Origin of the sequence: Exiguobacterium sp. s161 (assembly GCF_018619045.1) — a bacterium.
Taxonomy (GTDB): Bacteria; Bacillota; Bacilli; order Exiguobacteriales; family Exiguobacteriaceae; genus Exiguobacterium_A; species Exiguobacterium_A indicum.
Genome location: NZ_JACSNH010000006.1, coordinates 135,504 through 159,920 on the forward strand (window position 1 = coordinate 135,504; position 24,417 = coordinate 159,920).

Here is a 24,417-nt window from a genome sequence, read left to right on the forward strand (position 1 = left end):
CTTCCGATAAATAATTCGGAAGGTCTTTTTTGCTTTGCACTATTCTCTCTATCCTCTTTCCTTGTATACTAATACTGTCCTAAAAAATAGGAATTAATCGATTTATTTTTCAATAAACCACCTCTAATTTCCTAACTTTTAAATTTACATACAAGGAGCATCTAGTAATGAGTACTACTCGAACAAAAGCGATCAATCTGTTTCAATTCATGGCTTCCGTCAAAAAACTAGGATTAAAAACGCAACGCGATACGAAGGCCTATACCGCAATTTTAGACGAGACGACACTTACTTTCCCAAACGTCAACTCGACGTTTGATGAAAGCCAACAAACCGTAGTCGAAGTAAAGTTCCAGCCTGCTTTCACGACGGATCGTCCTGTACTTCCAAATAAACTTACTGAATAGATGGTCATTAATGGTGATGAGGTCACACCAAAGGTTTCTCTCCCTACTGAATTGACTTCCGTTTGGACGACTTATGAATTAGCCGTTCGAGACTGGAAAAAGAAAAAAAGACAACATGAAAAAGCCCAAGCCCTCTATGATTTGATGTACCGCATGTATCAATTTCAAACGACAGATAATGATACACACGAAATCGTCTGGTCGTTTGGTCACCTTCATTGGCCAACCCAATCCATCAAACGTCCTTTGTTCGTTCGACCGGCTGTCATTGATTTTGATACGGAAAAGAGCGTTTTCCGTATCGAAACGACACCAACCTTGCCAAAGCTCGAGTTGGACATGTTGAACTGGGATAGTGTTTGGATGAAAGCCGAGCTTTCTGAGTATGAGCTTGCCTTTAAAGAAGATCATGCTTTTGACTTTAATCCCTGGGACAAGGACCAACTCCAAGAGCGGAGTGAACAAGTCTTACGTTTGTTGCATGCGGATCACGCCTATGGTGAGGAAGCAGATGTCTACGTCTTACCAAACATCTGTCTCTATCGTCGTCCTAAGTCCAACCATAGTTGGGTCGAAGAACATGAACATCTCGCAGAAGCCATTGAACAAGACTTACCGCTCTCACCAGCACTCGAGCAATTCTTTACTTCTGACGATGCTGCCATAGCCGCACTCGATCAACAAGATCGAACAGAGTGGCAAGCAGTCGGAGAAGAGATTCTATTCCCTCTTCCGTATAACGAAGAACAAAAACGGATCCTACAACAACTCAGTAACAATGCCGGTGTCGTCGTCCAAGGTCCTCCCGGTACCGGAAAAAGCCATACGATTTCGAATTTGATTTCGCATCTGTTGGCACATGGTAAGCGGGTCCTTGTCACAAGTGAAAAAGAGCACGCGCTGACTGTTCTTCGTGACAAGTTACCTGCTGAAATTCGTGAACTTGCCGTTTCTGTTCTTGGGGCAGATTCAAAGACGATCAAACAGACAGAAACATCGTTGCATGGAATTTCTAGTTATTTAAACAAGACGTCTGCTGAAGAACTAGAAGCCAGTGCTACGACGATTCGCCAGCGGTTAGAGTCGATTCGTCAAGAGATTGCATCGACTCGTCGGACGATGCTCGATCAAGCCATCGTCGAACATGATGGTCTAACGATTAGACAAGAAACAAGAACACCACTCGAATGGGCCAAGTGGATCAGCCAATCAACACTTTCAACACACATCCCGACGCCACTCTTAACAGAAGAGGCACCGATGAGTGCGATCGATATTCAAGAATTATATGAATTGATGCAAGACCAAGAGGCATTGGCTGAACTTAAAATCTTAGGGCGTCGTCCTATGCGAACGTCTTTTGCCAAACCATTACTTTTTAAAGAGATCGTCAATGAAGTACAAACACTACGCGAACTTGAACCAATCGCTTCATCAGTCGCCTGGATGAAATCTGCCTCTGATGATACGAAATATCAACTCTTAGACTGGTTGCGTCAGTCGTCCCGAAAATATCCACTTCTTGAGCAATGGACAGTGAATCTGTATTGTCATTGGTTGGCACACTCATCTGATTTCGATGAACTCGAACAAGATCGCTTATCGTTCGAGCAGGCGTTGCATGAGATCGAGCAACTTGAACGAATCGTCTCTCTTCACGACTTCGCGATTCCAACAACCGATCAAGATGTATCTGCACTCGCAGCAGAACTCTTACCGCTATTTGAAGGCAATAAGGTCGATGGCGTGTTCTTCAAGTGGACAAAACGAAAAAAATACGCATTCCTCCTAGATGAAGTGATGATTGATCAGAAACGATTAACGAGTGCTGCTGACGTCACACTACTTTTACAGCACTTAACATATATTGACTCACTTCGAAAATTGGAACGTACCTTTAAACATCGCTTCGAGCACCACTCGATTGAGTTGACGATACCTGAAATCACGACGTACAGAAAAGCACTTGATGTCTTCCGCTCTCTAGACGACATCATACAGCATTTCACACAAGTCGTTCGTCCATTGCAGGCAAGTTATGAACAACATGATTTCATGTATGAAGCGGACTGGCTAACAACGCAAACACATGCACTCGAAACGTTATTCGAGTTGAATCGTTTAGATGAATTAACAGCCCAGCAACAGACCTGGTTATCACTACTCGACGTAGCAGAGTTGACGCATCCCATCACCTTACCTTTACAACAGGCAATTCGTGACTGGAATCCGGATCAGTATGCAGTTATTTATGAAGAGTTACGCGTTCTAGAAACAAACGAACACCGAGCGAGCCGCTTACAAACACTTAGTGACACACTTGAACAAGCTGCGCCAAACTGGATCACAGCATTACGAACGAATAGTGCACCGACATTCCACGCGCTCGAACTTCGAGATGCTTGGCATCTTGCCTATGTTAAAACTCGACTGGAAGCATTAAGTGACGCGGACGAGCGTGAGCACTTGCACCGTCTCGAGCAAGAAGAAGGTCAAACTGTCGCACGACTATGTGCCACACTGGCATGGAAAGAACAACTCAAACGGATGACACCTTCGAAGCAAGAGCAACTGAACAGTTGGGCAACCTTGATTCGTAAAGTCGGAAAAGGGACAGGGAAACATGCCCCACGTTACCGAAAAGAAGCGGCTAAACAAATGATGCAAGCACAAGACGCGATTTCCCTCTTATCACGGGCACGTAAAGCCATCATCGTTGGAGATGATCGCCAAATTAGTCCGACGAGCTTTGATAATCGGGATAACGTCGAAGAAAAGCGAAAAACCTATTTTGGGGATGATTCCACGATGGCGTTGTTCGATGGAACGAGTAGTCTCTATTCACTCGCTTCCGTTAAGTTCAGTACAAAAGTTGGATTGCGGGAACACTTCCGCTGCGTTCCGGAAATCATCGGCTTCAGTAACGCTCATGTCTACGAAGGTACGATTGTTCCACTCCGCTTACCACAGCGAGCTGAACGACTGAATCCTGCAGTAAAAAATCATTTCGTCAGTGATGGATATGTCGACGAGACGACGACGGATAAAGTCAACATTCCGGAAGCTCGTGCCATTGTTGCTGAATTAAAACGAATGATTCAAGATCCGCTCTATCAAAATCGGACGTTCGGTGTCGTCTCTTTACTTGGAAATGCGCAAGCGACGCAAATCGAGCGAATCGCAACATCGGAAATCGGAATCGATGTCTTGATGCAGCATCAAGTACGCTTCGGAGATGCGTATACGTTCCAAGGAGACGAACGAGATGTCATGCTTCTCTCAATGGTCGTCGCACCAAATAAACGCTTCATGTCGATGACAAAAGAGACGGATAGTCAACGCTTCAACGTCGCGGCTAGTCGAGCCCGCGATCAAATGATTTTGTTTCATTCCGTGACGTTAAACGATATCGGAAACAACAACTGTATGCGCTATAAATTACTTGGGTATTGTCAAAATCCCCTCGGTGACCAAGCATCCTTCGATAGTGTGAAACATCGCTTTGATTCTCCATTCGAAGAGGCCGTCTATCGTCGCCTTGTTGCTCGTGGTTACCTCGTCACACCACAAGTACAAGTGAATGGCTACCGGATCGATCTCGTCGTTGAAGGTGAACACAATCGCCTTGCTGTCGAATGTGATGGAGAACGCTGGCACGGTCCAGACGCTTATGAAGCAGATATGTTCCGACAAAAGGTGTTGGAACGCGCAGGTTGGCAATTCTGGCGTGTCCGTGGTCGTCATTTTTATCAAGATGCTGATCGAGCGATGGAATCGTTATGGACGACGCTTGAAGAGATGGAGATAAAACCAGCCTTAATTGAATACGTATAAGAATCTATTAAGTACACAATGTATAAACATATTATTGTATTTAATTAGAAATGAACCTTATACTTATAATTAGAAAATAAATGGATATTTTGTTTTCGAGAGAGAGGTGGTTTTAAGATGGATATGAATAAAGTAAAGACCCAAAAAACCTCTGATCGATCAGCACTAGGTGTATTAAAAGCAGGTACTACTCCTTCATTATCTGGTAGAAAACCAGTGCATGTGGCAATGTTTAGTGGCGGTGCATCTTCTGCCTATGTTGCTTATCATATCGTTCAGAAATACGGCAAAGAAAATTGCGTTCTTTTCTTCACTGACACGCTTTGGGAAGATATCGATAACTATCGATTCATGGATGAAGTAGCAGAGTATATTGGTATGGAGATTACTACTCGAATAGATGGAAGAACGCCTGACGAAGTTTTCCACGATGTTAAATTCTTGGGTAATTCACGTATGGCTAAATGTTCTGAGGAATTAAAGGTTCGTCAAACAATGATTTATCTAGAAGAACTTCGTGATGAGCATAATCTTGAACCAATCCTTTATTTCGGTATTGGTCCACATGAGCAGCATCGAGCTATCAACCTTCAAAATTTCTACGAACACAATCCAATCGAACCGATAGAAACACGCTTTCCTATGATTGAAACTTTTAAAGGCGATCTTGATACGAAAGAAATTATTCGTGACGAATGGAAAATTGCGTTGCCGAGAATGTATGGTTTAGGCTTTTCTCATGCAAATTGCGCTGGTCGATGTGTTCGAGGAGGCTTAGGTCATTACGCTCTTTTATATAATGTCTGGCCCGAACAATATGCCGAGCAAGAAGCTATGGAAGAACGCTTCCGTAGTAAGTTTGAGAAAGATGTTTCTATTCTAAAGAGAAACGGTGGACCATTTACATTGCGTGAATATCGAGAATTAATGGATAGAGACGGAATCGAAAAATATTTAAGTGAAAAAGACGATACAATTCCTTGTGTATGCTCTTTCTCATAAATAAAATCTATACAAAAAGGTAGTGGATAAGATTCCGCTACCTTTTTGTATAGATGGATTCGACAAACAATCATTAAGCATTAAATAACTGTAATTTTTATTTAGATTCTAGTTCACTTAAAATCTTATACACAACAAAGCGGATTTCATCATCTGACATTGTTCTACTGCCAGCATTTACTATCCTACTTACATTGTTATAGATAGTCTTCCCTTTAACAGAAAGCTCAACTTCTTTGATTTCCATAACTGTTTGATTATCAGTCACTATTTTGATTAATCCATTTTGATTGTGATTCGTCAATAATAACTGCTTGAAATTCATCCAAAACGAATCGTATGTGACATCTGACCAGTCTTTTAATGACACTCCAACAATTTTTTCAATTAAATATGCTAACCAATCTTTATTTTGAGCGTACTCTGAAACAAACCCAGCTAATATTGGACTGCTTAACACAAGTTCTTTATTTCTATCAGCCCACCCATGAATATCTTTGTTTGATTCAACTTCCATTTTAAGAAGAACTTCTTCTTTAATTCGTTTTATCATAAGACTCAAATGGTTTTCGAGTCCAGTTTTTAATTTTTTTAAATCAGAATCACTTTTAACGATTTTTGCAAGGTTATTGATTGAAGCAAGTGGGTCTGTTTCACTGTGGCGAATAATCTCTTTGAAATGATTTTCAGTAACAGTCAGTTGGTCGGTTACTTGAGTATATCTTGGCAAGCTCCGTAACCATCGCATCAGCTCTGTAAAAATTATAACGGGTTGTTCTGATAAAGTTCCATTAAAGAATGTAGCATTTACATCTTTGAGTAAAATTAAGTTTTCTGAAGATAATTCATATAATTCGTATTCATAAAAATCTGCTCTTAATTCTAAAATATCATATAGCATGTCTGCATTTAATTCATGAATATAAAAATCATTTGAGTAAAACGCCATCTGATGCCAAACGTCTTTTAAAAGACCTATTAATAATAGTGGTATTAGTGGTTCTCTAATGCCATAGGGTTCATGTCTTAATAAATCATATAAATCGACAATTTTCCCTCTTTTATTTTGTTTGAAATGCGAAAGCAGATCGTGCCTTAACTCTAACAGATTATCATCAGCTATTTGACTTAAATTATTTGTATCAATTCCTGTATTTTTAAACATAGTTGCATAAATTAAATAATCCGGACCAAATCCTTGGATGTCAAAATCACCTGAAAATGTAGGCGCAAGTAGCTGAGACAAGATACTTTTAGCAGCTTTCTTTTGGATAGAAGTAACGTTTTTTTTGTTAAATCCTTCATTTCTAATTTCCGGTGTAGCAGGAAATCTGTCGAACATCCATTTCGAAAGTTTCTTTTCAAGTGAATTCTTTGAATCGATTTTAACGACGTCATTTTTGATATACCAAGTTAAATTATCTGTCTCAAAATGTCTAATTGGTCGTAAGAGCTTTTCAATTTCGAATCTAATATTTTCTAAATGAATTATAATTTCCGCTTCCAAATTCTCATCTTGTTGAAGTAGTTCTGAAGTATTGAGTAGAAGATCTAAAATCATAAATTCATCTAATTTAATAGTTAAATCTTTAGTATTTAACTTCGTAACGCAAACTATAATATCTTTTCTTTTAGAATTTATTACGAACTCCCGGATATTTTTTAATTCTTGATCATTTCTATAGATCATATACAGTAGTGTTCCATCACCAACCGAAAGATCTAAGTTCAAAATGTTTCCCCAGGTAAATTGAGATTCAACAAAGCGTGTCATGCTTTTAACATTATTATACTCATGAGGTAGAAAATATTTATTGGGTAAAAAATTATTTAAAAATTTTATTCTAGATTCATCATTAATAACTGTTTTAGAGCGATAATCTTCTATTAAGGATTCTAAAGAAAGTATAGATCCACTATATAATTCATATGATGAAGCTAATGGATTATATCTTATTATCTTTATTTTTTTTAGTTCTTCTATACTCTCTCGTATTTTTATCTCATTGATACCTAGTGCAAAGGATAAAAAATCTATAGAAATTTTAAAAGGTCTATTAGATATATTCAATAAAGTCATTAATTTTACAAGTCTTTTTGCTTCGTTCGTTATTTGGTAACTCATTGATAGTCGATAATACTTTAAATCATCAATTAAATAAAATGAAGATTCATCTGGATAGAAATAATTAAACAACTGATCTGCATAATACCAATCAGTCTCTAAACCATTCTCATCAAATTGAGATAAAAACGTATATAACGTTCGATCATTTTGTCCTAACATATTTGAAAGAATAGGTAATAATCTAATTGTTAGTGGGTGTATAGGTTGGCATTTTTCTAAAATGAAATTCTCAACTTCAGACACTTCCATATCTGGAAAAAGACTATACTTTTTTAAATCGCTTTTAATTTTTTCAATATCGTTCAACAAAAATAAGTTTGGAGCATTATCTTCTTTAACAATCTCAAGTATTTTAAATGCTGTTCTATAAAATAAAGAAGGATCACTATCTAAACGATGCGATTCAAATCTTTTTTCAACTCTTTCTAATTCTTCTTTAGATAAATTATTACTCTCTGTTGAATACTGTCTAAGACCTGTATGAGTAATGAAGAGTAAGCCTAAGTTAGAAGACCTGTTTGCAAATTCAGCGATATCTTGTAAATCTTGCATAGTTTGAAAAATCAACGATTGGTTTACACCTTGAAGAAATCTTCCGAACTCATCATAAATAATAAAAAGTCCCATTTTTTTTATAGATAATTGATTCGTTAAGTGTTGAATTTTTTCAACAAATGATGCTTTTGATTCTGAAATATATGTAGCTCCAGAAGTCAAAGTTCCATACATTTTTTTAAATTCCACTATGAATCTTTCATCATTTATAGTAATTCCTTCAATCAATTCTTCTATAGTGCACCCAAAAGTAGTACACAAATTTATCAGTTTAAAATACGTATCCTTATAGTCGTTCTTCCACAATTCAATGGTGTGAAGAATTTGCTCACTATCTCCTTTTAGAGATAAAACGATTCCTTCTGACTTTAATTTTAACTGAATAGCTTCTAAAATAATTTCGTCAATTCGTCCATTTTTACCAGTTATAGTAATAGGAATCCACTTGATATTATTCTCATATAAATTGTCTTTAATTTTATCTGATAAACTATTATTTAAACCACTAACGTTGTATAAAAACGACTTTACATCCTTGCTATTTTTTCTTGCTGTTATTAAAGAAGCCGTAATTGCCCCAACCATTGATTTTCCTGCTCCATATGGACCAATCATAAGATGAGAATTGACTAAGCTTTTTTTAGATAGACTTGAAATTATATTTTCCATAATTTCCAACTGATCATTGTTTGGAACAAACATATCAAACAGTTCGGACTTTCCTGTGTCATAAACTACATTAATACTAGGTTGAAACTTTTTCATAGCACTACCTCATTTTCAAAAAATCGTTCCATATAATCTAAATAATTAGTTGTATCAGTAATTCTAACTACATCAAGACGGTTCGTTCTAGTAAAAATTATTGGATATCTTTTTTGCATCTCTTCTAGGCAGTTAACAATTTCAGATCTTGACAGGTTAAAAATTCTTCCCCATAGATTTTCACCATCGATTAATTCATCAAGACTCACTTCAGTGAGTTCATTTCTTTCTATATAAATCAAAAAAGTGATGAAAAGTACTTCAAACTTAAACACCGTATCTAGCGGTGTTTTTTTGTAAGTACCCTTAACTGTATTACTTACCAACCCTAATTCTTCAAACGGACTTTTAATAACATCTTCAGGAGTAGATGAAAGATTATTTGGACCATACATTTGAATGAGACAATCAATGTCTCTTTTTAGTGAATTAGAAGAGACTGATTTTTCTAAAGTGTGACCGATCCAGATTTCTAACGTTTCTATCAATATCGCTTTATCAAAAATTGATTCTTTGAATACATTAAAAAACCAATACCAACTTGTTGCAATTTTTGGATCAGAGGCTAGGATATAATGTAAAATACTTTTCGTAACAGGATGTTGAATATATTTATCGTATTTATCAACTAATTCCCCTAAAGAAGTAAGGTGATGTTCTGTTTTTCCCGATTGCCGCTTCTCTTCCATTAGACCAGTTGAGAATAACCAATACTTCGCTGATTTCGCCATGTTTTTCCCTAAGCCTAGTTGTTCAAAATGAGTATCATTATAAAAAAAGCGAGCATCGCTTTTAATTTCAGTTAACCCTTTATATAACCATTGCGGACGTAAGTAAAAACTTTGATGTTGTCCAAAACCCATTTGTAACCCACCTTAATTTTAACAAAGCAAAGTAGCCAGATTACTCTTGGCTACTTTGTAAGTTTAGTTATTTTTAAAGAACCTCATTAATGCTCGTAAAGACTGTGGTTCTAAATAAGGACTCTTACCTCTAACTGGTTCTCTATCTTTCTTTAAGAGATAGTCACCTTTACCCGCTAAATTCTCGGCACCGCTTGTATCTAATACAACGTTAGATGCAACAGCGTCTGTTACTTTTAATCCTAAACGTGCTAGCAAATTATTTTTAATAGTAGTATTAATAATCTCCGCTTTAGGTGATTGTGTACAAACTATCATATGAATCCCTGCTGCTCGTCCTTTTTGCCCGATTCTCTTAATAGCAGTTTCGATACGTTGTGCAAATTCTTTATCTTGCATCATGAAGTCAGCAAATTCATCAAAAACAATAACAATACGAGGTAAAACTTCTGATGATTTATTTTCTTCAATCAAAGCTTCATTGTATTCTTTCAGATTTTTTGCATAAGCATCTTTAAATTTACTATAACGATTTTCCATTTCCATAATCATAACATCTAAATAATCAGCAGAATCCATTAAATCCAATAATACTTTATCAGTATGTTGAACATCTTCAAACATAGAGAATTCAACTTGTTTTGGATCTATAAATACGAACCTTAATTCTTCGGGTGTGTATAGACACATCATAGACATGACAATCGAATTCAAACTAACACTTTTTCCACTTCCAGTTGATCCAGCGACTAACATATGAGGTTCTGTTCCATTAAAATCAACTGACATTACTTCATTTAAAGGGTTAAGTCCAATAGGCACAAGAAAACCATTCTTCAAGTCTGTTTGTGTGATATCTCTTCGAACGTACTTCATAAATTGTGAAAAGAAAATTGTATCAGGATCATTACGATTAATATCTATATTGATACCATTTCGATCACTAAAAATAGTTGGCGGCGAATCAATATGCAGCCATAATGGCATATCTTTCGCTTTCTTTTCAACTGCTGTAATACTTTGATCCGATGGAATTCTACCAATAATTCGAATAACGCTAGCACCTACGATAGTTCGCTCCACCGTAAACTGAACATTATTTATTCGGAGTTTAGTTTGCAGTGTGTCCGCATAACTATCACCTAATTTTTTCAATACCTCATCAAATGATTCTGTTTGTGGAGCTTGAACGTGCTTTAATGCATGATCTTCTGGGTATTGAGATTCATCGATAGCTTTAATTGATTCGATATCTTTTACTTCATTTTTTATACGCAGGTTATCTTGATTCGACGCGTCACCTTTATCAATAACTTTATTACTTGGAATTGTACCCGAAATAAGTTCGCTATTATCTATATGGATATAGTGATCAAAGTACTTATCATCATTAGTTATAGCGACCTGTTTTAATATAGATTCTTCTTCAGCCTGTATTTCATTATTTACTTCATGATCAGGAACATTCATTTCCGATAAAATGTATGATCTAGTAAAAGTATTTACTGCTATTTCATTTTCGTCTTGTCTTTCATAATAATGTCCAGGTGAAAGTTCTAAACGACCTTCAAATTCAATATTTTTATTATGAATGTATGCATAAATTGACTTTGTAAATTCAAAATTAATTTGAATATTTTCGTTATTTCTTAGTTCATGAAGTATTGCTAATTCAAATTCTTCATAAGCACGTTTATCTTCTAAATGAAGCAAAAATGAATTTAAATACAGATTTCTTTCAAGTGTTGAATCAAACCTTCTAAAGTACTTTTTCAATGTCTTTTCACCTGATATTAACTGAACTTTAGCATCAGTTACTTCGCTAACATAGCTTTCTTCTTGTATAAGCTTTAATTCAATTAAATCAAATTTAACATTATACACTGCTGATTCAGGAGAATATTGAATAGTTGTTTTTAATAAATCTGGACGTTTTTGCCGAGTTCTAAACCACTCTAATTCATCACACATGTCCCATAAAACTACAGTATCATCAGACTTTTGGTCTTGTAGAACAGTTAAATATACTGACAAAAACTCGTTAACAAACTTTCCAGGTCCTAATGCTCTTAGCACTAAACCACCGGATAATTCTTTTACAACTTTAAGAGCGTTATCGACCTGCTGTACATCTATACTACTTACTTTCAACTGATCCTTTAATCTACTGTGGAGACGATCACGATAATAATTGACTTCCACATCCGCTTTTGAAGATCTTCTAATCGAGTCTGAAGAGGAAACCAGAACTTTAATTTCTTCTTTTCCTAATCGATTTACATGATAACGAATAATATTCGAACCTTCAGCTACTTGTTTCATTAATAAAGGATCCATAAATCTATCATAAGTGACAACCCAATTAAACTTTTCATGTGCAAGTTTATATAACGTATTTGTTTCTGTACGAGTTACAGATAGTCTACCTTTTAATAAACCAATCTTGTTAGATTCGATCACTAATCCGTCTTTTAATATTGCTTGCATATTATAAAATTGTTGCATCAATTTCGGCTGGTTGGGTGAAACATAATTGATTAATCGAGTACCTTCTTTAACCGCTTTAAATTCACGATTTTCGTAAAAGACCCAACTTTTATCCGTAAGCTCACATTCTTTATAGCTTTCCGAGTAAAATTGATGTGGAATTTTTAAGTTTTCGCTTTGACCAAAGTAATCAATAAACACGGCTAAATCAAAGTCCAACATAGACGTATCTAACTTTTCCTCAAGTGTTTTAGGATCGCTAAATGGTAATACGTTGATTTCTAGTCTAGGAAATTCACTAAACGAATCTACAGCATTAATATATTCTTCTTGCGATTGAATCCATTGATTGATCTCATCATAAAGCATTGCAGCTCTCGCAGGACTATGAATAGTTATATTTAGCTTTTTTAAACTATCATTTTTCAAGATTTGTTCTACACTCTTTTTTACAAACTCCAAGTTTGTAACATATAAGAATAAGACATCTAAACAGTCCGCAGCATACGGATAAACTCGAACATAATCGTTTGCCACTTTTTCAATTTCTTTCGCAAAAGAAGTTGCTTGGGAAGATACACTCTCAATTTCTCCACCTTCGATATATGTTCCCTGACCATATAGTTCATCTTGTGCAAATAGGTGATTCCCTTCTCTAGATACGTAATAAGATGGTGCTAAGTTCGTAAATGATCCTCGTAAATACTCTTTGTACTGCTTTAAATCTTCTACATCTTGGATTTTATTACGTTGTTCAGACGTATCAGAAATATTAGAGAGTAAGTTTCCAAAATGAATGAGTTTAAAGCCGTAAGCAATAAATCTAATAGGATTAAATACAGATACTATCTTACGTTCAACTTCTACTTGCTTAACGTTTTTAGTTTCAAAAACCTTTATCGTTCCAATTTCATTTAATAGTGAGTATATTTTTCTGACACTATCTACATCATGATCCGAGCACTTTAAAAATGATTCGCTAAGATCAGCTACTCTGTTTAAATCTTCAATAGTAATTCCTCTATTTTCGTCGATAATAGATTTAAGAATACTAGTGTATTCAGCATTATAGTTTTTAAATTGTTCGATGGGTTCTAACAATCTTTTATCAGACATCAGAGTGTAATTTTGTTGTTCGTTCAAATACTCCTTAAGATCTTCTTCAATTGGCGTACCCTTTTTCGTAATAATAGATTGTAAAAATCCATCTTGAATTTGATTGATAAATTTTGAAAAACTCGTTTCAATTAATGATCTACTAGCATCGATTTTGACAATAGATTTCGCTATAGAATTTTCATTTTTTAAAAGTCGTAATCTAACAGGGATTATTTCAATTTCTTTAGATGATTCATTGGTGTTCCTCAATTCTGAAAGAACAATTATGTTCGAAGACAACATTGATAAAGATTTTAGATGAAAATTAAAGAATCTAGCTTGTTCTTCAGAAACTTCTATATTTTGATCTATTGAAATTTCAAAGGTAAGATTACCATTAAATTCTTCGTGATCTATTTCCTCTAACATCACTAAACTTTCAGATAAAATCGCTTCGAAAATATCAATATATTCAGATGGGTTTTCAAGCTTATTTTCGATATTAATAATTTTTTTCAATATATTTTCTTTTTCAAGTTCTTGTTCATATTCTTCTCGAAATTCTCGAATCGCCTCAATATCATTTTTAGCATTTACAGCTTCAACACCACGGTCAAAATGACTTTCAGCTTCCATTTTTTCTTGCTTTAACTGGCTCTCTTCTTCAATACTTTTTGCTTCTCTAATCTTCTCTGCAAAATTATCTAGAATTATATCTCTTGTGTTATTCAATTTATCCTTTAAAGAATTAGAAACTTTAAATCCGAAAAGGCGCTCTGCATCATTGTATGAAATTAGATTTAAAAGATCGTTGTTTCGTCTTTCAATAAACTCCATTGTTTTTTCTAAAAACAATACTTTATCGTTATTAAAGCTTTTCCAAACTTCACTTGAAAAATTATTTTTTTCTTCATTGACAATAAAATTATCTACATTTTTCATCAACTTCTCTGGATCTAAATAATTTACTAAAGTTTTTCTTAAGTGACTTAATAAAAAGTTTTTTCTAAGCTGACTACGAAGACCATCTAGCGACTCAAACTTTAAATGCTCGTCTTTAAATAGCCGAAAATGAGGTAGAGATTTTCCTAAAATCACTTTAAACGTATCATTAGATATTTCTTTCTCCTGTAACACACTCTCAATATAGGCAATAAGCATTGAAAGTTGTAAATCAAGTTCTCCTCTATGCTGATATGCTCCAATTAGTTTGAGTAAATCTTTTATCTGATGTGGTTCTAAATACCCTTTTTCTCGTAGAGATTGATCTAAACTGAAAAATCCATCAGATGATAGCAACTGAGTTTCATCAATAGAAACAATATCTTTTAAGCTTTGAGCTTCTGGTGTTCGTTCATTCATTAATAAAATTAATGCTTCGTTTGTTTTTACATTGTTTCGTAACCATACTCCATTTTCGTTTTCATTTAGAACAAAGGAATCGTAACCTTCAATTTTTTTTATAGTCCGTATTAATGGTTCATAAAAACTTTTGAGTTGAGTTTGATTTTCCAATAGAGCGTTTAAAATAGCTGGAAAATATTCTTCGTTTATTCCCTCTATCTTTACTAGTACTTTTTCGGCATTTTTATTTTTATGATCTTTAAGATAATTAAGTAGGTGTTGTGCAATCCAACTACCTATTATCTTTTCTTTATGAGTAATTTTTGCAATCATTGCTTAATGCTCCTTCCCAGTACTTTGCATCAATTATAATAAGGATTTGTAACTAATGCTGTTGCATCTGAGTATTCTTGAAGTAGTCCATTTTGTTTTAACTTTTGTCTCATTTTTTTCTCATTACTTCTAAAATGAGTTAGATTAATTCCCTCTTTTGAATATAAACCAGAAATTTTGGCAGCATCTTCTCCAATAATAATGCGATATTTTTGGAATAATTCATTTAAGAAATCATCATAGGGTAAATTATTCTGACCATTAAGAGTTGCGTATACTAAAGCACTTAAAACATTATCATGTAGTACGTATCGAGCTTTAGATCCTTTTCCTGAAACAATGAACTGACCATCACGAGCTAAAGTTTTCATAATGGGGACTTGTGTTTTAGATAAATCCTCCATGTAAAGTTCTACGATACGTAGTCTAAGTAACTTTTTAGCATTATTGATATCTTTAGTCTCTAATGCCTCTATGAGTTTTTTCTTTTTTGTTGCCTGAAGGCTGTTAAAATTTAATTCATTAAAAAATCCAGAATAGCCTTTTAGTTTATCTTTTTCAGAGCTATCAAAATTATTTCTCCAAAAATAAATTTTTTCTTCTGCTTTAGATTCAGAAAACACTTCTTCTACTCGATCTTCTACAAAAGTTTTATACGCTTCTCTTACTATAGTTTCGTGAATTCGGTAAGAATCTTGTGCTAAAAATTTAATTGATTTATTTTGACCTTCTAAGCAATCAATAAAGTAACTACTCGTTTCACCAATTATTTGTTCTGATTGAAAAATCATATAACGATGAAGTTGGAATGTTATGAGAGAGGTTAAAATATCAAACATTTCATAAATATCAATATTTAGCATAAGTAGTGCATTAAGTTCCTCTGCAAATTCTTTATATAAATCTAAATCTGTATTTGGTAAAGTTGGGTATTCACTGCTTTCCCAGCTAGTAATGACGTTTGATAACTCTTCGTCTTTGATTAGTGGTGCTGGTTGATCCCCCGTACTATACTCGCTAAATGCTTCGTTTATTTGATTAATGACAGCGATTACTCCACTAGAGCTAGATAGTAGAGTTTTCATGTTTTTTTCAATATTAATCCTTAGTTCAGAATTATTTAGTGTTCCATAATGCAACATTAAAAAGTACAGTTCTCCACCACGCGCAAAAAAATTACGTTCATAATTAATGGTTAGATTTTTCGTATTATTTTTATCTCTATTTACACGAACTTCAGAAAAAAGCAACGATTCATGGAGCGGATACATCATTTGAGCGTACCAAGAGCGATCAACCGGTTTTCCCATCGGTGTCATTAGAGGTATAGTTAAATTTTTGAAGAACACTTGTAAATCTTCTAATTGTTTTTCACTTACTCCAAGTTTCTCCCGAATTATATTTTTTTTATTTTCTTCGAAAATTGCGGTATGACCTTTTGCCCCCTCCTTTTCTCCTTCATAGACAAACTGGCGAAATTCAATCATTTTTCTTCGGTCGTAATACTTCTTCTCTAAACTGAAACCTGTTCCAGCAAATACATTTAAAAATTCTAAAGTATACTCTGGTCCTCGCTGTCCATCTTTAAAACGATGGCCCCATATTTCAGCACCAATCTTGCTAGAAAACTTTGTACTTTCATCTTGCATCTCTAACACCCTCTCAATCACTTTTACTTATATTTAAAAATCATCATCTTCAGGTTCAGTGTCTACACCAGGACCTTCACTTTCATTAATTTCAATGGTCTCTAATACAAATGCTCCTTGAGTACGATCGAACTTTAGAATTTGTAAAATATTTCCATCCTGTTTTTTTAACGAAATCAATCTATTTCGAAAACTATTAAGTAATATCTCTACATGTTCTCTCAGAACGTTTAACATGCCTCCATTGCTCAAACGCATTAGATATTCAAAAGTTACTAAATTTATAGCTAATTCTACACCTTGCACACTCAGGGTTAATGTAGTACCTGTTTGATCTATTGTTTCGTTTTTACCTTGGATATGGAAATCTACCTGATCCAATCCAACAATTTGATGAACTAATAAACTATCTGAAGATACGTATAGCTGATGAGAGGGGGAATATACCATTCTCTTTGCGAAGAATGTATTTAATCCATCTACAAGCTTAACTTTTATACTATGTTCAATTCTTCCTCTATGAAGAATGCTTATAAAATCATATCGATGTCTATAGGGAATTAATTTTTCAACCTTTTTATTATCTTCGGATTCAAAGTAATATTTTCTTCGTAATCTTGGAAACCATTTATTCATTAATTCAACACCGTTTACATTATCACCGTGTATATTTGAACGATACATTTTTACATCTTCATAATAAGCACCATTCTCAACATCAATATCTTTACCAAACAAAGTGTGATGAGAGTCTTTAATTTGTTCATTACTACTTAAGTCACCATTAAGCAAAAAGTCATCAATTAAAGAATCTGAAATAGATCCAGGATCTAGTGATTTAAATTCTTGAATACCACCAATTTCCTCGAATACTTCTGGTCTAAGGTTATTACCAAAAAAGTTCTCATAATACGATTTTTTTGCTAGAGCTTGAATTGATTCACTATTAGAAGCTTCATGTATATCTTTGCAAGCCATCCCACCTGTTTGCGTGTACGCTAAGTGAATGAGTAGCTCGCGCATTGTCATATGCTTTCCATTCATATCTAAAGATTTATACATACGCATCATTCGATTTTTTGTCGTTCTATCACTTAAAGCTAGATGATTACTATTTATGATGCATTTATTTTTACTAGTACAATCAGTACAAATGCTCCAGTTTTGTTCTTCATTCCATCCTTCTACGATCTTTTCGGCATAAATCGACGATGATGCGTATAACAAATTATAAACTTTGACTTCTTTCGTCATTTCTAGTTCTTTATTACTTGATATAAATTGAGGAATGACAGCATTTTTTAATTTATTTAACTCAGGATATTTCACAAGGGTGTGCGTTAATTTCCCTTCATTAGCTGCAATGAGGAAATATACTTTTGACTCATCATTTTCTAGTGAATCTTGCAATTTTTTTAATTCTTCAACGATAACTTCATTTTTTAATTCCGATAAGTCTTTTATTATTCGAATTTTATAATTTTTATATGAAATTTCTGCTATACCAGATTCTGGCCACCCCTTAAATTCTTCTTCAACTAATTGATCATATACGTTTCTACAAATTCTGGTTTTTCCATCTCCAGCATTACCTGTTATGATGATAGAGCGAGGAGATGTTGAAAGCTCCTCAATAATTTTCTTATTAACATTTGTATCGATGCTGTATTCAATTTTCTTAGTGTGTTCATCAAAGATTTTAGAGTAGTCTGCTGTGGTTAAATCATATTGATGCATAAATGAAACAAAAGGATTGACCTGATTTTGCATTATAATTTCTCCTTAATCACATAATTATTTGTAACAACTTCCCTAATAAATTATATCATTTATGGTTTTTTATTCATATTGTATTGTTAATAATTATAATAAAAGTGATTTTAAGTTATATCTTTTAATTTACTTTAGAGTAAAAATTATTATAAGAATGGAGAGAAATAACGACATGTCATTTTTGAAAATCGAAACTTCTAACGCTCCCGCTGCGATCGGTCCTTATTCGCAAGGCTTTATCGCGAACGGCACACTCTATGCTTCCGGTCAAATCCCGATTGATCCGGCAACAGGTGAACTCGTACCAGGCGGAATCACAGAGCAGACGGAACAAGTCATGCGAAACGTCGATGCCATCCTGAAAGAGGCAGGACTGACACCTGACCGCGTCGTCAAGACGACATGCTACTTAACGAGCATGGAACACTTCGCTGCTTTTAATACGATTTACTCCGATTACTTCGCACCGCACAATCACTTCCCAGCTCGGTCTTGTATCGCGGTGAAGGAACTACCAAAAGGTGCATTAGTTGAAGTCGAGATCTTAGGACTCGTGTGATCTGATCGCTACGCACTCGTTGCGTAGCGTTTTTTATCGCAATCCCCAGCGGCCTGTTCCTTTTCCCGTCTCGCTGTAAAAGAGGTCCTGCTCTCCCCGGTACAATTTACACTCACTCGCATGTAGGTAGATCAATTTCCGAACGCGTGCCTCGAGTCCTGCTTCTGATGTAAACCGTGATAGATCCAAATGTTCTGTTTGTCTGACGCGCTGGTAGATATCAACTAAGTCGAGTGGCGATTGCCGTTCTAGGATTCGTTGAATTACATCAAGTAATTGTTGGCTCTCATCCGTCATGTCCTTCTAACTCCTTTTTCATCACTTTGTTTCGAATCGCATGCATCACGATCGGTATTTGTACAACCAGATTCAAGATACTTACTCCGATCACCAGTTGACTGACCGTCAATGGATTGAAGTACCCTTCACCATATCCTTTCCCTGCGCTGAGCGCGATCCCGTATGAAATCGCAAACGAAACTAGATTGCCGATGACGATATATTTCGGTTTCCCACTCCGCGCAAGTGAATACGATAGAGCACCGAGTCCAAACAAAAATAAGGCATAGCCTAGAAGTGAACCTTCTTTCCAATCAAAATAGGGTCCAAACCAAGCAAAGGGAATCACATACAACCATGTTCGTTTCATCGCTGCCCCTCCTGACTCGCTTGTGATATGAAAAAATGATACAACGCGTCACGGATGTTTCTCCATCCAGGTGGATAGACATTTGACTTGCTGATACAGACGGTTTGGTTATTCGTTGTTACTTCAAGCGTCCAATCCGTCCCGTCTAGCATCTCATGTACTGACTCAGGATACGTCCCCCACGCTACTAGATCATACTTACTCATCCACGTATCCATGAACGCTAGATCGTCTTGTGTCAGTGTGCGTTCTCCGGTTGCCGTCAATCGATTTTCTTCATCTTCCGCTCGAATCGTCCGACTTGCGCGGTCCCACCAAAACGTTTGTCCTTCTCCCATGCCGGACTCCCGGTAATAAATTCGTTCGACTGTTTGCATCGTGATCATCCTCTAAAATTGATATTTCCATTATAGCCCATTTGTTATTTTTAACCTGTTACATTTTTTACTATGGTTCTGCTGATTTCTGTTGCTGTGAAACATTTTTCTTCTTCTATCAGTAGATGTAGTGAAAGGAGATGTTTCACATGCATGTATCCATTCAACAAGCCGGTTATGACGTCGGTCAACCTGTCTTACAAGAGATTGCGTTTGCCTTACACCCTGGATCCATCACCGGTTTGATCGGTACGAACGGTGCAGGAAAAAGTACGACGATTCAAGCGATGTTCGGTACGCTACCTTGGGTCGAAGGAGAGATCGATTTACCGGTCTCACTCGCCTATATTGCGGAGCAGCCGACCTATTACGAATATTTGACGCTCGCCGAGCACCTTGAGCTGGTCGCCTCACTCCACGAGACGGATCATGCCTATACAGAACGACTCTTAAAGACGTTTGAACTGCATGCCGTCACAGGTGACTATGTATCTTCTTTCTCTAAAGGAATGAAACAGAAGGTAATGCTCGTCTGTGCCTTGATGCAACGCGCAGACTGCCTGATCATCGATGAACCGTTCGTTGGTCTCGACGCGGTCGCGACGATTCGGTTGTTACATTTACTCGAAGCAGAACGAACGCGTGGTGTGGCGATTCTGCTCGTCACCCATGTCCTTGATTCCGCGGAACGTCTGTGCGACGACTTCGTCTGGATTGATCAGGGACGCATCAAACATCAAGGAACACTCGCTCAAATCGGTGAAGCCTCTGGTCAGCCAGGTGCCCGCTTATTTGACATCATGGAAGCGATGGTGCTCGAACATGATTGAAACCTTTTTGAAGCAACGGATCCGTCGACGGCATGCGGAACAACGTCGCTTCTTTCGAGAAATTTTCGATTGGACGATCTTGCTGTATCTCGTCGTTCCGGTCGGTCTGTTCATCATCTATGAAACGATTCAAATCTTAAATGGTCAAGCGGACTGGGTTCAAACGGTTCCGGTCGCTTGGATTTTACTCGGATGGATTCTGTATGGATTCCTGCCCGCCTTTTACGCCTGGTTCGAACCGGCAGATCGCCTCTTCTTCAAACCGGTTCCTGGAGCGATCGTTCGAATGAAGTGGTATTCCGTTCGGTATCACTTCGTGAGGATTTTTCTAATGACTGCCGGATTACATCTACTCTGTTTTCCGTTACATCGCATCCGGTTTGACCAATCTAGTATCACAGTACTGCTGATTAGTCTCGTGCTCTCTTTGCTCCAACCGTTCTTTAGCTTTTGGACATACCGGTTGTCCGGGCAACGGTTCTTGCGGAAATGGAGCGGTCATCTCGTCCTGGCAACAGGACGCATCACTCTGTTGCTCCTGCTTTGGCTTCAACCGCACCCCGTCCTCTTCGTCGTCGCACTGTGTGTGGTGCTGCTCGGATCCCTTCATGTCCGGCACTGGTCACGGCGAGAGGACGGATTAACGGAGGATATCCTGTTGTCAACGAAACGACAGTCGAGTTTATCGGCGACCGTCCTTGAATTGAACGGTGCCTTACCGAAGCCGTCTGACCGAAAGCGTCCGTTCCTTCATCTGCGATTATTCAAGCAGACACACCATCAACTCCCACTGCTCACGTATCTGCGGGATCCGAGTAAGCGTCGCTTATTGCTCCAGCTATTTGCTGCAATGAACTACGGTCTTCTCGTCTTACCATGGATCGGACGCGGTCTCGTTTTCGCTTTCGTACTGTTCGTTCTCTTTCAAGAACGGAAACAACATCATACATGGTTCCGCAGACAATCATTCTACCAGCACATTTCCAATTGATTGATTTCTGCTATACTTTTTCTATTACATTGGTTGGAGGGATGACTTCATGCGTACTCATTTATTCTTATTCGGAGGCGGTCCTCCTTTTACACCGAACTTACGAACACGATTTGCTACATTAACGAATGGTGGACCGGTCGCGATTCTATACGTTCCGCGGACCGGTAAGGACTGGACGAGCTACGCCTCAATCTATACGAAGCCGTTAGAGGAAGATGGCATCTCGTCGTTCGTCCATCTGCCACTGTCTGACGCACCAACGGACGAACAACTTGCACAACTACAGCAGTGTCAGGGCATCATCATCTCCGGTGGCGAGACCGAATTGTATCAGCAATACTTGGTCGCTACACCGATCGGTGACATCATTCAGTCGCGTTTCGCAGATGGTGTTCCGGTCGCCGGCTTTTCAGCCGGTGCCCTCGTTTCGCCCGAACGGTGTGTGATTCCGGAGATCGACCAACGCGACAATCGACGCCTTCGCTTACCTGGTCTTGCCTTACTGAAAGACGCGGTCATCTGTGTCCATTACGAGACGTGGGGCGAAGCTGCTCATCTCATGCAATCCTTTACGGAAGAAGGGACGAACCGTGCCTTCGGACTCGCTGACGAAAGCGGTATCTACCTCGAGGATCAGCACTTGATTGAGACAGAAGGAACCGATCCTGTCGTATTGTCGCGGAGTCCCGTCAGATGACGGCGATCGTTCCTGCCGTCAAAGGCATCATCATTCACGAGCAACGTCTCTTGATCGTCCGCCGGGCTGCTGCTGACTTCGGTGGCGGCACGTGGGAATGTCCGGGTGGCAAGATCGACTTCGGTGAATTGCCAGTCGACAGTCTTGTTCGCGAGATTGAAGAAGAGACACAATTGACTGTGACGCCGGAGCGTCTACTCTATGCCTCGAGCTTCCTGACGCATCCCGATCGGCAAATCGTTCTCTTGATGTACGTCTGTTCGACGCATCAAACGGACGTTCAGTTGTCAGCAGAACACGACGCTTATCTTTGGGCGGACGAAGAAACGATTCGTCAGTTGATTGCACCAAATATTTTGGCTGATTTTGAGCGATATGATGTATTTTCGTTACTGCATCGCTAAACACAACTGCCCCGCCTGACCAATCGGTCGAGCGGGGCAGTTTTTATTTACAGTAAAGGATCTCGATAACAGACGACGCGATTTCGTCCAGTTTGTTTGGCTTCATATAACGCTAAATCTGCCTTTTGGACAGTCTCAAATACGGTCGATGCTTGATCGGAAGAGGCAGCCCCTAGCGATAATGTGACGTGAAAGACGGAGTGCTCCTTATAAACGAAGTGTTGATCGGCGCAGGCAGATCGAATCCGCTCCCCGAGTCTTTCCGCTTGTCGGAGTGGTACGTCCGGCAACAGTAAGACAAACTCTTCACCACCGTATCGACCGACGACGCCTTGTTCTGGACAATACGATTGCAAGAGATGACTGAGTTGCCGTAAGACGACGTCGCCCCCTTCATGTCCGTATGTATCGTTGATCGATTTAAAATGATCGAGATCAAGAATGAGGACGGAAAAGACCGTTCCGTTCTGAGCATACTCGGCTAACGTTTCATCTAGCTTCCGGCGGTTTCCCAGTTGCGTCAGCCCATCCGTTAAAGCCAATTCTTGTTGCGTGTGGACGAATAAAAAATGCTTCCTTAGTTCCTGTAAGAAACGATAGGTGACGTAGCCACCAATCATGATGACGATGATATAGACGAGCGCAATCTCTAAAAACCGCTCGAACGTGTTCGTCAATAAATAGAGCGCCGGTAAGCTGTATGCGATCCCTGTTCCAAGCAACACGAGATAATCTTTCATCCGTTGAGCAGCGAACCGGCGATAAACCGTCGCTGTCACGAGTAACGCAACACAAATCAAGGTCGTCAGAATCAGCCCTTGATATTCGCCAGCTGGTGTCACCGCAAATCGGGCACCGATGATGAACAGCATCGTGATGCTACCGCTGACTAACCCTCCGTAAAAGTACGCCGTAACAAGTGCAACGAGACGCAAATCAATCTTTGCAACGTCATAGGAGATACTGTTGAAAATCAACAGTGCACCAATCACACCGGCGATACAACCAATCGCGAGTCGGACTTGTAAGGAAGAGTTAGGCGAGATGCGCTCAATCCGTCGTAGTGGTAAAAACGCAAACAGCAATGTCGCAATCAACAGTGAGAAGTTCAACAATAATGAATTGAGCAACGTAAGCACGACGACATCCTCCTCATTCCATTTCAGATAGTTACTCTATTCCCTCCACATTACACATTCCCCTCTTTTTCCAAGGTTTTCAAACAAGAGGAGAGGGAATCAAACAAATATGTCTATCGTCTACATCATTAAGGGGGAATCTTTCATGGATCGTCAGGCTGAAAAACGAAAAAGTAAGATGCCGTTCTTCATCATTCTTGTCATCGCCATCTTCGTCATCGTTGCTGCTGCGTTGATCATTTACGTCACATCTGAACCAAAAGAAGAGACACAAGCACTTATGACACATCTTGCGACTGTCCTACCAATTTACGTGAATTAGATTCACAAGACCTTTACAGAATGTACGAGCGAGAAAGCCCACTCCTTTAGGAGTGGGCTGATAGCGAGTTCGGGGACGGGGTGTCTTCAGACACCGCATGTCCCCGACTGTTCTTCCTGATGAAATGCATTTATAGTCAATCTATAATGGAGTTGATTATTAGGATGAAGGAGGTGTCAAAGATGAGTCAAGTCGTCACGGTAGAAGT

The 24,417-nt window shown here is 37.8% G+C and carries 18 protein-coding genes; 9 read left to right on the forward strand and 9 right to left on the reverse strand.

Translation table 11 applies throughout. The features are described from left to right. The first annotated feature begins 167 nt into the window (after window positions 1-167). The 3 genes from KNQ14_RS14315 (at window position 168) to KNQ14_RS14325 (ending at window position 5,243) form a co-directional block, all read left to right on the forward strand. The gene (locus KNQ14_RS14315) at window positions 168-407 is read left to right on the forward strand and encodes a hypothetical protein (protein ID WP_214861459.1); all 240 of its coding nucleotides are present in this window, start codon (window positions 168-170) and stop codon (window positions 405-407) included. Then, on the forward strand, window positions 408-4,241 hold the full coding sequence (locus tag KNQ14_RS14320; RefSeq protein WP_214861461.1) for an AAA domain-containing protein: 3,834 nt from the start codon (window positions 408-410) through the stop codon (window positions 4,239-4,241). Between the two features lie 117 nt (window positions 4,242-4,358). Beyond that, entirely contained in the window at window positions 4,359-5,243 is an 885-nt protein-coding gene (locus tag KNQ14_RS14325; RefSeq protein ID WP_023466896.1) for a phosphoadenosine phosphosulfate reductase domain-containing protein, read from the forward strand. A gap of 97 nt (window positions 5,244-5,340) precedes the next feature. On the opposite strand, the gene KNQ14_RS14330 is transcribed toward KNQ14_RS14325, so the two are convergent. The 5 genes from KNQ14_RS14330 to KNQ14_RS14350 form a co-directional block, all read right to left on the reverse strand. Next, on the reverse strand, window positions 5,341-8,691 hold the full coding sequence (locus KNQ14_RS14330) for a hypothetical protein (protein WP_214861463.1): 3,351 nt from the start codon (window positions 8,689-8,691) through the stop codon (window positions 5,341-5,343). Then, window positions 8,688-9,554 (reverse strand): DUF4007 family protein, encoded by an 867-nt coding sequence (locus tag KNQ14_RS14335; RefSeq protein ID WP_058265522.1) that lies wholly within the window; start codon window positions 9,552-9,554, stop codon window positions 8,688-8,690. The genes KNQ14_RS14330 and KNQ14_RS14335 overlap by 4 nt, the downstream gene beginning before the upstream one ends. 63 nt (window positions 9,555-9,617) lie before the next feature. Then, on the reverse strand, window positions 9,618-14,816 hold the full coding sequence (locus tag KNQ14_RS14340) for an FtsK/SpoIIIE domain-containing protein (RefSeq protein WP_214861464.1): 5,199 nt from the start codon (window positions 14,814-14,816) through the stop codon (window positions 9,618-9,620). A 29-nt stretch (window positions 14,817-14,845) separates the two neighbouring features. Beyond that, window positions 14,846-16,465: a hypothetical protein gene (locus KNQ14_RS14345; protein WP_023466889.1), complete on the reverse strand. Its 1,620-nt coding sequence runs from the start codon at window positions 16,463-16,465 to the stop codon at window positions 14,846-14,848. A gap of 33 nt (window positions 16,466-16,498) precedes the next feature. Further along, window positions 16,499-18,235 (reverse strand): hypothetical protein, encoded by a 1,737-nt coding sequence (locus KNQ14_RS14350; RefSeq protein ID WP_214861465.1) that lies wholly within the window; start codon window positions 18,233-18,235, stop codon window positions 16,499-16,501. 175 nt (window positions 18,236-18,410) lie between these two features. Between KNQ14_RS14350 and KNQ14_RS14355 the strand changes: the two genes are divergently transcribed. Next, window positions 18,411-18,797: a RidA family protein gene (locus KNQ14_RS14355; protein WP_058265519.1), complete on the forward strand. Its 387-nt coding sequence runs from the start codon at window positions 18,411-18,413 to the stop codon at window positions 18,795-18,797. A 33-nt stretch (window positions 18,798-18,830) separates the two neighbouring features. Here KNQ14_RS14355 and KNQ14_RS14360 read toward each other — a convergent pair whose 3' ends face one another. The 3 genes from KNQ14_RS14360 to KNQ14_RS14370 are packed head-to-tail and all read right to left on the reverse strand — an operon-like array spanning window position 18,831 to window position 19,832. Next, window positions 18,831-19,094, reverse strand: coding sequence for a hypothetical protein (locus KNQ14_RS14360; RefSeq protein ID WP_023466884.1), 264 nt, complete (start codon window positions 19,092-19,094; stop codon window positions 18,831-18,833). Further along, entirely contained in the window at window positions 19,084-19,446 is a 363-nt protein-coding gene (locus tag KNQ14_RS14365; RefSeq protein WP_023466882.1) for a hypothetical protein, read from the reverse strand. Before KNQ14_RS14365 ends, KNQ14_RS14360 begins: the two co-directional genes overlap by 11 nt. Next, on the reverse strand, window positions 19,443-19,832 hold the full coding sequence (locus KNQ14_RS14370; RefSeq protein WP_214861466.1) for a hypothetical protein: 390 nt from the start codon (window positions 19,830-19,832) through the stop codon (window positions 19,443-19,445). The genes KNQ14_RS14365 and KNQ14_RS14370 overlap by 4 nt, the downstream gene beginning before the upstream one ends. Before the next feature lie 140 nt (window positions 19,833-19,972). Between KNQ14_RS14370 and KNQ14_RS14375 the strand changes: the two genes are divergently transcribed. The 4 genes from KNQ14_RS14375 to KNQ14_RS14390 are packed head-to-tail and all read left to right on the forward strand — an operon-like array spanning window position 19,973 to window position 22,748. Then, window positions 19,973-20,653, forward strand: coding sequence for an ABC transporter ATP-binding protein (locus KNQ14_RS14375; protein ID WP_214861467.1), 681 nt, complete (start codon window positions 19,973-19,975; stop codon window positions 20,651-20,653). Then, window positions 20,646-21,644, forward strand: a complete 999-nt coding sequence (locus KNQ14_RS14380) for an ABC transporter permease (protein ID WP_214861469.1) — start codon at window positions 20,646-20,648, stop codon at window positions 21,642-21,644. The genes KNQ14_RS14375 and KNQ14_RS14380 overlap by 8 nt, the downstream gene beginning before the upstream one ends. Window positions 21,645-21,693: 49 nt before the next feature. Further along, window positions 21,694-22,344, forward strand: a complete 651-nt coding sequence (locus KNQ14_RS14385; protein ID WP_214861472.1) for a Type 1 glutamine amidotransferase-like domain-containing protein — start codon at window positions 21,694-21,696, stop codon at window positions 22,342-22,344. Beyond that, window positions 22,341-22,748 carry an NUDIX hydrolase gene (locus KNQ14_RS14390; RefSeq protein WP_214861474.1) on the forward strand — a complete coding sequence of 136 codons (408 nt, stop codon included), beginning with the start codon at window positions 22,341-22,343 and terminating at the stop codon, window positions 22,746-22,748. The genes KNQ14_RS14385 and KNQ14_RS14390 overlap by 4 nt, the downstream gene beginning before the upstream one ends. A gap of 47 nt (window positions 22,749-22,795) precedes the next feature. On the opposite strand, the gene KNQ14_RS14395 is transcribed toward KNQ14_RS14390, so the two are convergent. Further along, the gene (locus KNQ14_RS14395) at window positions 22,796-23,887 is read right to left on the reverse strand and encodes a GGDEF domain-containing protein (RefSeq protein ID WP_214861476.1); all 1,092 of its coding nucleotides are present in this window, start codon (window positions 23,885-23,887) and stop codon (window positions 22,796-22,798) included. Between the two features lie 145 nt (window positions 23,888-24,032). Between KNQ14_RS14395 and KNQ14_RS14400 the strand changes: the two genes are divergently transcribed. Continuing rightward, window positions 24,033-24,209, forward strand: a complete 177-nt coding sequence (locus KNQ14_RS14400; RefSeq protein ID WP_023466867.1) for a hypothetical protein — start codon at window positions 24,033-24,035, stop codon at window positions 24,207-24,209. Window positions 24,210-24,417 lie beyond the last annotated feature (208 nt).

Coding starts and splice junctions, on each gene's coding strand:
- KNQ14_RS14315 (WP_214861459.1), top strand. CDS start 168: ATGAGTACTACTCGAACAAAAGCGATCAATCTGTTTCAATTCATGGCT.
- KNQ14_RS14320 (WP_214861461.1), top strand. CDS start 408: ATGGTCATTAATGGTGATGAGGTCACACCAAAGGTTTCTCTCCCTACT.
- KNQ14_RS14325 (WP_023466896.1), top strand. CDS start 4,359: ATGGATATGAATAAAGTAAAGACCCAAAAAACCTCTGATCGATCAGCA.
- KNQ14_RS14330 (WP_214861463.1), bottom strand. CDS start 8,691: ATGAAAAAGTTTCAACCTAGTATTAATGTAGTTTATGACACAGGAAAG.
- KNQ14_RS14335 (WP_058265522.1), bottom strand. CDS start 9,554: ATGGGTTTTGGACAACATCAAAGTTTTTACTTACGTCCGCAATGGTTA.
- KNQ14_RS14340 (WP_214861464.1), bottom strand. CDS start 14,816: ATGATTGCAAAAATTACTCATAAAGAAAAGATAATAGGTAGTTGGATT.
- KNQ14_RS14345 (WP_023466889.1), bottom strand. CDS start 16,465: ATGCAAGATGAAAGTACAAAGTTTTCTAGCAAGATTGGTGCTGAAATA.
- KNQ14_RS14350 (WP_214861465.1), bottom strand. CDS start 18,235: ATGCAAAATCAGGTCAATCCTTTTGTTTCATTTATGCATCAATATGAT.
- KNQ14_RS14355 (WP_058265519.1), top strand. CDS start 18,411: ATGTCATTTTTGAAAATCGAAACTTCTAACGCTCCCGCTGCGATCGGT.
- KNQ14_RS14360 (WP_023466884.1), bottom strand. CDS start 19,094: ATGACGGATGAGAGCCAACAATTACTTGATGTAATTCAACGAATCCTA.
- KNQ14_RS14365 (WP_023466882.1), bottom strand. CDS start 19,446: ATGAAACGAACATGGTTGTATGTGATTCCCTTTGCTTGGTTTGGACCC.
- KNQ14_RS14370 (WP_214861466.1), bottom strand. CDS start 19,832: ATGATCACGATGCAAACAGTCGAACGAATTTATTACCGGGAGTCCGGC.
- KNQ14_RS14375 (WP_214861467.1), top strand. CDS start 19,973: ATGCATGTATCCATTCAACAAGCCGGTTATGACGTCGGTCAACCTGTC.
- KNQ14_RS14380 (WP_214861469.1), top strand. CDS start 20,646: ATGATTGAAACCTTTTTGAAGCAACGGATCCGTCGACGGCATGCGGAA.
- KNQ14_RS14385 (WP_214861472.1), top strand. CDS start 21,694: ATGCGTACTCATTTATTCTTATTCGGAGGCGGTCCTCCTTTTACACCG.
- KNQ14_RS14390 (WP_214861474.1), top strand. CDS start 22,341: ATGACGGCGATCGTTCCTGCCGTCAAAGGCATCATCATTCACGAGCAA.
- KNQ14_RS14400 (WP_023466867.1), top strand. CDS start 24,033: ATGGATCGTCAGGCTGAAAAACGAAAAAGTAAGATGCCGTTCTTCATC.